The sequence below is a fragment of the Sphingomonas bacterium genome (assembly GCF_903643065.1).
GTDB lineage: Bacteria > Pseudomonadota > Alphaproteobacteria > Sphingomonadales > Sphingomonadaceae > Sphingomonas.
Genome location: NZ_CAHJWX010000037.1, coordinates 1 through 9,489, shown reverse-complemented (window position 1 = coordinate 9,489; position 9,489 = coordinate 1). Strand labels below are relative to the sequence as shown.

Sequence of the window (9,489 nt, the reverse complement as noted above, 5' to 3'; positions counted from 1 at the left end):
CGATCTCCCCCGGTCGCGCAGGCTCCCCCGCGCGAAACCCGCGCGCGCCAGGCCGGCGTCGAGCGCGTCCGTGTGCGCGGCGATCTCCGCGTCCGGCACCGGCTCGGCCGGGGCGCCGACCAGGTCGCGCACCTTGTCGGCATAGCCCATCGACCGCCCCGAAAAGAGCCGCGCGGCCGCCTCCAGCGAGTGCACCATCGCGCGCAGGAACACGCCCCGCGCCTCCGCGCCGGCGGTGTCGGCCTGCGCGGCGAGGTCCGCGAGATCGGCGAAGATCGCGTCCCAGCCGCGGTAATCGCGGGCCTCGACCAGCGCGTCGCCCAGATAGATCGGGACCAGTCCCTCGCCGTCGAGCAGGCTGTCGCCGGCGTGCGCGGCGCGCTCGAACCGGTCCAGCCCCATCGTCACGGCGGTGAGTTGCTCGCCGATCGCTGCGTCACCCTGCGTCATGCCGGCGCCTCCTGGCCCGATCCTTGGCGCGCGCGGCCGGCCGTGGCAATCCGATCGCCCGGCGCGAAAAGGTCATGAAGGAAGGAGAAATCCGCGCCCGTCACGCCAGGCTCGCGGCGAGCAGCCAGTCGCGAAACGCGCGCACCTTGGGCAGCGCGGCCCGCCCGCGCTGGCAGAGCAGGTAATAGCCGCCGTCATAGATGGTGTTGACGGTGAGCGGCATCACCAGCGCGCCGCTGCGCAGTTCGTCCTCGATCAGGAAGCGCGGCAGCAGCGCGACGCCCAGGCCCGCCACCGCCGCCTGGATCACCATGAAGAAATGCTCGAAGCTGGGGCCGTCGGGGTCCAGATCGTGCAGTCCCGCCGCGGCCAGCCATTGCGGCCACGCGCCCGGCCGAGTGAAATGCCGCAACAGCACGTGCTGGCGCAGGTGCTGCGGCGTCTCGATCGTCGCCGCCGTCTCCGGGCTGCAGACCAGCACCATGACCTCGGCGAGACCCAGCCGGTAGACGTCGTGCTCGGGCCAGTCGCCGTCGCCGAAGCGCAGCGCCACGTCCTCGCCCATGCCCGACGACACCGGCCCGTCGCCTGACACGATGTTCACCGTGATGCGCGGATGCGCGGCGGCGAATTGCGCCAGGCGCGGGATCAGCCAGCGCGTGGCGAAGGTGGGCAGCGTGCCGACCGTCAGCACGCCGCCGCCGCGCTCGTTCGCCATCACCTGCAGCGTCGCCAGCTCCATCGCGTCCAGCGCGGCCTTGGCGGCGGCGGCATAGGCGGCGCCCTCGTCGGTCAGCGTCAGGCCGCGCTTGCCGCGCGCGAACACCGCGACGCCGATGAACTGTTCCAGCGCGCGCACCTGGCGGCTGGCGGCGCTCTGCGTCACGTTGAGTTCGGCGGCGGCTTCGGTGAAGCTCATGACGCGGGCGACCGCCTCGAAGGTGCGGATCGCGGTCAGGGACGGCAGCAGCCGCCGCCGCGTCAAGGATGCGGTCCTGTCATATGCCCGGAACTTTTATGGACGTTACAGGGGTGGCGCAAGCAGCTTACGGCGCGTCGAAAGAGAGGAACCCATGCCGCCCTTCCACCTCGCCTTCCGCGTCGACGACATCGAGTCGACCCGCTCCTTCTACGTGGACCGGCTGGGCTGCGGGCAGGGGCGCGAGGCCGTCAACTGGATCGATTTCGACTTCTTCGGCCACCAGATCTCCGCCCATGTCGGGCCGCCGCCCGGCGAGGTGCTGATGACGCGGGTCGATGACGAAGAGGTGCCGCTGGCGCATTTCGGCGCGGTGCTCGACTGGCCGGAATGGGAACGGGTGGGGGCGCGGCTGGAACAGGCGGGCGCCCGCTTCGTGATCGCCCCGCACGTCCGCTTCCGCAACGAACCGGCCGAACAGGGGACGTTCTTCGTCGCCGACCCGTCCGGCAACGTGCTGGAGTTCAAGAGCTTCCGCCATCACCAGGCGATGTTCGGCCTGCCGGTCGCGGCGGCCGCGTGAAGGTCACGATCGTCGGGGCGGGGGCGATGGGCGGCCTGGCCGGCGGCTGGATGGCGCGCGCCGGGCATGACGTGCTGCTGGTCGATCGCTGGGCGGAGCATGTCGCGGCACTCGACGCCGACGGCCTGTTCGTCGACGGCATCCGGGGCGAACAGCGCTTCGCCGTGCGCGCCACCACCCCGGATCGCCTGGCGGGACCGCTGGAGGCGGTGCTGATCGCCACCAAGTCGCAGCACGCGGAAGCGGCCGCGCGCCTCGTCGCGCCACTGCTCGGCCCCGACGGTTTCATCGTGTCCTACCAGAACGGCTTCAACGAACCCATCATCGCGGGCGTGCTGGAGGAACTGGGCCTGGGCGGCCGCGAGCGGGTGATCGGCTGCATCCCGAACTACGGCGGCGCGTTGGTCGATCCCGGTCACCTGGAGTTCGTGCACGAGGGGCCGATCCAGCTCGGCGAGATGGACGGGCGGATCACGCCGCGGCTGCGCGCGCTCGCGGCCATGCTGGAGGCACTCACCCCCGTGCAGCTGTCCGCCAACATCTGGGGCCAGATCTGGGCCAAGGAGGTGTATTCGGCGCAGGTGGTCTTCTCCGCGCTCGCCGACGCGCGGATCGGCGACACGCTGGGCCAGGAACGCTACGCCCGCACCGCCGGCGCGGTGGTGCGCGAGGCACTCGGCATCGCCGACGCCAACGGGATCACGGTGGAGGCGTTCGACTTCTTCGATCCCGCCAATTACCGCGTCGAGACGGCGGCGGACACGCAGCGGCTGCTGGCCAATGTCGCGCACGCGATCTGGCTGCTGAAGAAGGACCAGAAGCCCGGCGGGCACGTCTTCCGCAAGCAGGGGTCAGGCATCTGGTGGGACATCGTCTATCGCCACCGCCCGTCCGAGGTGCGCGCGTCCAACGGCAAGCTGATCGAATACGGGCGAACGGCGGGCGCGGACGTGCGCCTCAACGAGAAGCTCTGCGCGATGATCTACGAGATCGAGGAAGGCCGCCGCGCGCTGGGCTTCCACAATTTCGACGAGCTCGAAGCCTTCGCGCGCGAGATCGGCCGCGCGCTGCCCTGAAGCATCGGCGGGCGTGGGCACCACCCACGCCCGCCGACGGCCGTCAGAACTTCAGCCGGCCACCGATCGCGAAGCGCCGGCCCAGCGCGTCATAGGTCGAGGGATAGGTGTTGCCGCTGTTGTACACGAAATAGCCGATGTCGCTGCCGGTGATCGGCGGCTGCTTGTCCAGCAGGTTCTGCACCGTGACCGTGAACTCGAAATGCGGGGTCACGCTGGCACGCAGGCTCAGGTCGAGATAGTTGAAGGCCGGGATGCGGCCGAAATTGACCGTCTTGCCGACCAGCGCCGTCAGCAGCGGATCGGTCAGCACCCCGGCAAAGGCGACGCCGTTGACCGTGGTGTCGTCGGGCTCCTGCCGCTCGCGATTGATGTGGCGCCACAGCAGCGACAGGTCGACGCCGTCATGGCTCAGCGTGGTGCGCTGGATCCACGAGAATTTCGGCTGAATGGACGGGCAGTTGGCGCTGTAGAAGCCGACGCAGTTGCGCACCAGGCTGAGCGGGGTCGCCTGGAAGATCGAGCGGTGCGTCCAATTGCCCTCGAAGCTGGCGTTGAGGAGCGCGAAGCCCAGGTCGCGCCGGTAGCTCAGCCCCAGGTCGATGCCGTCCGTCAGGTAACGGCCCGAGTTGGACAGCGTGAACGGCAGGCCGGTGACTCCGTCGCCGACCAATTGCCCGGTGCTGGCATCGCGGCGGATGCCCGTGCAGGCGGGGCTGGTCGCGCTGGCGGCGGACAGGTTGGCGAAACAGCCGTTGATGACATCGCTGGGCCCGGGCTGGCTGATCGCATGCGCGATCTTGATGTGGTAATAATCGGCGGTGATCGACAGGCCGCTCGCCAGGCCCTTGGGCTGGACCACCACGCCCAGCGTGTAGCTGTTCGATTTCTCCGGCGTCAGATTGATGTTCCCGCCCAGCGTGGCGTTGACCTGGCTGGCGCTGGGCTGATCGATCAGCCCGATCGACGCGGGCGACGCGCCCTGCGCGACGCAGACCGCGCGCAGATTGGCGTTGGTCGTCGGCGCGGCCCCCGCGCAAGGGTCGACCGTCAGGCTGGTCTCCGTGATGAAGGCCGGCGCGAACAGCTCGTTGATGTTGGGCGCGCGCACCGCGTGCTGGTAGACGCCGCGGAACCGGATCGCGGCGATCGGCTGCCAGGAGGTGCCGCCCTTCCAGGTCGTCGTGTTGTAGCTGGGCGAGGTCGGCGCGGCGACGTTGTAGTGCGAATAGCGGACGCCCCCGTTCAGCTCCAGGTTCTGGAAGAAGGGCCGGTCCTGCACCAGCGGCGCGGTGAGCTCGCCAAAGCCTTCCACCACGTCATAGCCGCCGCTGAACGGCTGCAACGGCGTGTTGCCGCTGGTGCCGCCGTTGCGCGTCAACAGGTCGTCGTCGAGCGACGCGCGGTATTTGCGATACTCGACGCCCGCCGCGAAATCGATCGGCGCCGTCGCGAACGGCGAGGTGACCCCCACATCGCCCGACAGCACGCCGCGCGCCTGGCCGAGCGAGGTGTTGATGAACGTGTCGGTGCTGGTGGTGAGATAGTTGTTCATCGCCGGCGTGATCGTGCCCGCCGCGCCGAAGATGTTGAGCGGCACGCAGGCGGTGTTGCCGCTGAGGCAGGTCGTGGTGTTGGTCGCCAGCAGCGCATCCTGCACCGCGGCGGTGATGTAATAGCCGCTCTCGATATGCGTCTGCGAGCTCTCGCCATAGCTGCCGTTAATGTCGAAATGGAGGTGGCTGCTGATGTTGCCGCGCACGCCCAGCCGGTAGTCGAAATGCTCGGTCTTGTAGTCGTCGTCGCGCGGCCCGAGCTCGACGGCGCGGCGCGCGATGCTGAGCGCGAAGGTCCGGTAGTTCGGGTTGCTGGGGCTCAGCGCGACCGCGGCGGCGTTGCACTGCGCGGTGGAAAGCCCATAGGCGCCGCAGAGCTGGGTGCGGGCGGGCGCGGGCAAGTACGGGTTGCTGAACGGGATCACCACCGGCAGCGGGTTGAACGCGCCGCCCGGCGCGACGATGCTCTGCACCTCGTTCTTGGCATACATCCCGCGCGTGTACACCGTGATGTCGTCGGTGATGTCGTAATGGCCGGCGGCGTAGAGGTTGTAGCGCTTGAACGGGACCTGGAAGAGATTGTACGGATTGTAGTTGAAGCGCGTCGCGCCGGGGAAGGAATAGCTCGTCACCAGCGAGCCCGTCGCCGGATTGATCTGCCGCGTGCCGATGCCGGGGATGCCCAGGAAGCGGGTCGGCGTCGTCGTCCCCGAGCCCGTGCCGGTGCCGTCATAGCTGTCGACCGCATAGCCGCTGAAGTCGCGTGCGCCCTGGTAGATCGGATCGGAATGCTGATAGCCGATCGACACGACGGCGTTGCCGCGCCCGTCGTTGATCTTGCCGCCCACCGTCAGGTCGGCGCGGAAATACGGGCCGTCGCCGCGTTGCGTGATCTGGTTGGAGGCGCTGGCCTCGACGCCCGTGAAGTCGCTGCGCGTGATGAAGTTGACCACGCCCGAGATCGCGTCCGCGCCATAGGTGGTGGAGGCGCCGCCGGTCAGCACTTCCGTGCGCTGGATCAGCGCGAGCGGGATGTCGTTGAGGTCGACGACGCCCACTAGATCGGCGGGCGCGATCCGGTTGCCGTCCAGCAGCACCAGGTTGCGGTTGGAGCCCAGGCCGCGCAGGTTGACGTTGGCGAAGCCGGTGTTGCCGTTGTTCACCGCCGAGCCGATATCGGCCACCGCGCCCGGCAGGTCGCGCAGGATTTCCTCGGCGGTGTTGCTCTGCCGCAACTGCACTTCCTCCTGGCCCAGCACCTGGACCGGCGCCGTGGCGACCAGCGCGGGATTGCGGATCAGCGATCCGGTCACCACGACGTCGCCGGAGCTGGTCGTCGCGGGGGGACCGGCCGACGCCTGGGTCTGCTCGCCCGACGGGGCGGTCGCCTGGTCCGCGGCGGCCGGCTGCGCGGGCGTCTGATCCTGTGCCTGCGCCGTGCCGGACAGCGCGATGGCCCCGGCGAGCATGGTCGTGGTGACCAGGCGACGCTGCAATGTCCCAAAGCGCATGGCTGTTCCCTTTCGCGGCGCGTGGCGTTTTCCACGTCGAGCACAGAGGCTAAGTTGCCCGGTTCCCTTGCCGCAATGCACAAAAATTTCCGCGCCCCATGCAAATTGCACGATAAGTTGCGCCCTGCCCGGGTCCTTGACACCGGACGTCGCTTGCCGATCAATGATGCCGCGCCGCGTCAGGCTCGGTGGGAGGCAGGCATGAAGACACGTCATGGGCTCGGGCTGCTGGTGGCGTTCCTGACGGCAAGCGCCGCGGCCGCCTCCGATGTGTCGGTCACGTTGCCCTCGGCGGGCGCCGCGCCGCTCGACGGACGCGTGATCCTGATCGTGTCGCCGCAGCCGGATCCGGAGCCGCGCCTGCAGGTGCAGCTGGAGGCGCCGCTCCGCACGCCCTATCTGTTCGGGCAGACGGTGACCGCCGCGCCGCCGGGCACGCGCGTCGCGCTGACCACCGCCGATGGCTGGCCGGTGCCGCTCTCCGCGCTGCCGGCCGGCGACTATACCGTGCAGGCGGTGTTCAACCGCTACGAGACCTATCACCGCGCCGACGGTTCGGTAGTGAAGCTGCCGCCCGACATGGGCGAAGGGCAGCATTGGAACCAGAAGCCGGGCAATCCTTATTCCCGCCCGGTCCGCGTCCATCTCGGCCCGGGTGCTCCGGCAATCGCGCTGACGCTGGATCAGGTGATCGCGCCCATCAAGCCGATCCCCGACACCGCGTTCGTCCGGCATGTGCGGATCCAGAGCGCGCTCCTGACCCGCTTCTGGGGCAGGCCGACCTATCTCGGCGCCTATGTGCTGCTGCCGGCCGGGTTCGCCGAGCACCCGCAGGCGCGCTACCCGCTGATGGTCAATCACGGCCACTTCCCCGCCGAGGGCATCTCCGCGTGGCGCGAGACCCCGCCCGACGAGAAGCTGAAGCCCGACTATTCGGAGCGCTTCCACCTCGCGGGGTACAACCGCATCGAGCAGCAGGAAAGCTATGCCAATTACCGGCGCTGGACGGCGCCCGGCTTTCCCCGCTTCCTGGCCGTCGAGATCGAACACGCCAATCCCTATTACGACGACAGCTACGCGGTGAACTCGGCCAATCTCGGCCCCTATGGCGACGCCATCAACAAGGAGCTGATCCCCGAGATCGAGCGCCGCTTCCGCGGCATCGGCCAGGGCTGGGCGCGCTTCACCTATGGCGGCTCGACCGGCGGCTGGGAGGCGATGGCCACCCAGATCTTCTATCCCGACATGTACAACGGCGCGTTCGTCGCCTGCCCGGACCCGATCGACTTCCACGCCTATACCACGATCAACCTGTATGCCGACCGGAACGCCTTCGCCGAACAGGGCAAGGCGGTGGCGATCGACCGGCCGGCGATGCGCGACTATCTGGGCCAGACGCTCGCCACCCAGCGCGACGAGAACCACATGGAGCTGGTGCTGGGCGACCACAGCCGCTCCGGCGGCCAGTACGACATCTGGCAGGCGGTGTTCGGCCCGGAAGGGGCGGACGGCTATCCCCGCCCGATCTTCGACAAGCAGACCGGCGTGATCGACCCCGCCGTCGTCGCCTATTGGCGCGACCATTTCGACCTGACCCATATCGTCCAGCGCGACTGGAGGACGCTCGCGCCCAAGCTCACGGGCAAGCTGCATGTCTATGTCGGCTCGGCCGACAGCTATTTCCTGACGGACGCGGTCTATTATGCGCAGGACACGCTGGCGAGCCTCAAGCCGGACTGGGGTGGCGAGGTGGATTATGGCGAGCGCGCCGAACATTGCTGGAATGGCGATCACACGCTGGCGAACGCCTATTCACGGCTTCACTATAACTGGATGTACCTCCCCAAGATCATGGCACGCATCGCCGCCACCGCGCCCAAGAGAGCGGACCTGACCAGCTGGCGCTACTGATCGCGCCGCCGCCGCCGTGGAGGAACGCCGCCTCGATCAAGGGCCCCGGCGGCGGCCCCTCATCGGTAGCCGCGTGGATCAGGTCACTTCGTCACCCGCCACGCCAGCCGCTCGCCGGCGTGGAACGGCACCAGCCCCGCCACCCGCGCCGGCACGTCCACGCCGTCGCGGACCAGCGTCACCGTCCCCGCGTTGAGCGGCAGCCCATAGAAGCGCGCGCCATGCTCGCTCGCGAAGCCCTCGAACCGGTCGAGCGCGCCCTCCTCCTCGAACACCGCCAGATAGCTTTCCAGCGCGAACGGCGCGTTGAAGATGCCCGCGCAGCCGCAGCCGCTCTCCTTCGCCGCCACCGCGTGCGGCGCCGAGTCGGTGCCCAGGAAGAATTTGGCGGACCCCGACACCGCCGCCGCGCGCACCGCCAGCCGGTGGTGCTCGCGCTTCACCACCGGCAGGCAATAGGCGTGCGGGCGCAGCCCCCCGGCGAACAGCGCGTTGCGGTTGAGGTGCAGGTGCTGCGGCGTGATCGTCGCCGCGAGCGTCGCCGGGCCGTCCGCCACGAACGCCGCCGCCTGCGCGGTGGTGATATGCTCCAGCACGATCCGCAGCCCCGGGAAGTCGGCGATCAGCGGCTGGAGCACGCGCTCGACGAACACCGCCTCGCGGTCGAAGATGTCGATCGCCGGATCGGTCACCTCGCCATGGACGCACAGCACCATGCCCGCGCGCTCCATCGCCGCCAGCACCGGGCGGATCGCCGCCACGCTCGACACGCCATGCGCGGAGTTGGTGGTGGCATGCGCGGGATACAGCTTCGCGGCGACCCATAGGCCGTCCGCATGCCCGCGCACCAGCGCGGCCGGATCGGTGGCGTCGGTGAGGTAACAGGTCATCAGCGGCGCGAACCCGGTGTCGGCGGGCAGCGCGGCGCGGATGCGGTCGCGATACGCCGCCGCCAGCGCGGGCGTCGTCACCGGCGGCGACAGATTGGGCATCACGATCGCGCGGCCGAACCGGCGCGCGGTGACCGGCGCCACCGCGCGCAGCATCGCGCCGTCGCGCAGGTGGAGGTGCCAGTCGTCGGGACGGCGGATGGTGAGGGCTTGGGCGTCCATGGTCGAGCGCTTACCTTGGGCGGATGCCAGCCACCACCCTCACCGACCGCGCGCTCCTCCGCCTGACCGGCGAGGACGTGCGCGGCTTCCTCCAGGGGCTGGTCACCCACGACCTGACCCTGCTCGCCCCCGATCGCCCGCTCTGGGCGGGGCTGCTCACGCCGCAGGGCAAGGCGCTGTTCGACTTCATCCTGTGGGCGGACGGCGACGCGGTGCTGATCGACGCGGAGGCCGCGCAGGTGGACGCGCTGGCGCGCCGCCTGTCGATCTATCGCCTGCGCCGCGCGATCGTCATCGCTCCCGACCCGCGCGCGGTGCATTGGGCGCCCGACGGTCCGGACGGCGTGCCCGATCCCCGCCTGCCCGCGCTC

The 9,489-nt window shown here is 69.6% G+C and carries 7 protein-coding genes and 1 pseudogene; 4 read left to right on the top strand and 4 right to left on the bottom strand.

The features are described 5' to 3' along the window. Both HUU95_RS02630 and gcvA read right to left on the bottom strand, forming a co-directional pair. Positions 1 to 450: hypothetical protein (locus tag HUU95_RS02630; protein WP_217429736.1), on the bottom strand; the 450-nt coding region annotated here is incomplete at its 3' end. 100 nt (positions 451 to 550) lie between these two features. Beyond that, the gene (gene gcvA / locus HUU95_RS02625; protein WP_174278678.1) at positions 551 to 1,435 is read right to left on the bottom strand and encodes a transcriptional regulator GcvA; all 885 of its coding nucleotides are present in this window, start codon (positions 1,433 to 1,435) and stop codon (positions 551 to 553) included. An 88-nt stretch (positions 1,436 to 1,523) separates the two neighbouring features. Here gcvA and HUU95_RS02620 point away from each other — a divergent pair, with 88 nt between their 5' ends. Both HUU95_RS02620 and HUU95_RS02615 read left to right on the top strand, forming a co-directional pair. Continuing rightward, the gene (locus HUU95_RS02620) at positions 1,524 to 1,952 is read left to right on the top strand and encodes a VOC family protein (RefSeq protein ID WP_174278677.1); all 429 of its coding nucleotides are present in this window, start codon (positions 1,524 to 1,526) and stop codon (positions 1,950 to 1,952) included. Then, the gene (locus tag HUU95_RS02615; protein ID WP_174278676.1) at positions 1,949 to 3,028 is read left to right on the top strand and encodes a ketopantoate reductase family protein; all 1,080 of its coding nucleotides are present in this window, start codon (positions 1,949 to 1,951) and stop codon (positions 3,026 to 3,028) included. The genes HUU95_RS02620 and HUU95_RS02615 overlap by 4 nt, the downstream gene beginning before the upstream one ends. A 43-nt stretch (positions 3,029 to 3,071) precedes the next feature. On the opposite strand, the gene HUU95_RS02610 is transcribed toward HUU95_RS02615, so the two are convergent. Further along, positions 3,072 to 6,095, bottom strand: a complete 3,024-nt coding sequence (locus HUU95_RS02610) for a TonB-dependent receptor plug domain-containing protein (RefSeq protein WP_174278675.1) — start codon at positions 6,093 to 6,095, stop codon at positions 3,072 to 3,074. A gap of 201 nt (positions 6,096 to 6,296) precedes the next feature. On the opposite strand from HUU95_RS02610, the gene HUU95_RS02605 reads away from it, so the two are divergent. After that, a complete protein-coding gene (locus tag HUU95_RS02605) occupies positions 6,297 to 8,006 on the top strand; it encodes a hypothetical protein (protein WP_174278674.1) in 1,710 nt (569 codons plus the stop codon). An 83-nt stretch (positions 8,007 to 8,089) separates the two neighbouring features. On the opposite strand, the gene pyrC is transcribed toward HUU95_RS02605, so the two are convergent. Beyond that, positions 8,090 to 9,118, bottom strand: a complete 1,029-nt coding sequence (gene pyrC, locus HUU95_RS02600) for a dihydroorotase (RefSeq protein WP_174278673.1) — start codon at positions 9,116 to 9,118, stop codon at positions 8,090 to 8,092. Between the two features lie 23 nt (positions 9,119 to 9,141). On the opposite strand from pyrC, the pseudogene HUU95_RS02595 reads away from it, so the two are divergent. Continuing rightward, positions 9,142 to 9,489: pseudogene (locus HUU95_RS02595) on the top strand (folate-binding protein); the annotation flags it as partial.

Excerpts from the sequence above, each read along its gene's own strand:
- HUU95_RS02620 (WP_174278677.1), top strand. The coding sequence starts at position 1,524 with ATGCCGCCCTTCCACCTCGCCTTCCGCGTCGACGACATCGAGTCGACC.
- HUU95_RS02610 (WP_174278675.1), bottom strand. The coding sequence starts at position 6,095 with ATGCGCTTTGGGACATTGCAGCGTCGCCTGGTCACCACGACCATGCTC.
- HUU95_RS02605 (WP_174278674.1), top strand. The coding sequence starts at position 6,297 with ATGAAGACACGTCATGGGCTCGGGCTGCTGGTGGCGTTCCTGACGGCA.
- pyrC (WP_174278673.1), bottom strand. The coding sequence starts at position 9,118 with ATGGACGCCCAAGCCCTCACCATCCGCCGTCCCGACGACTGGCACCTC.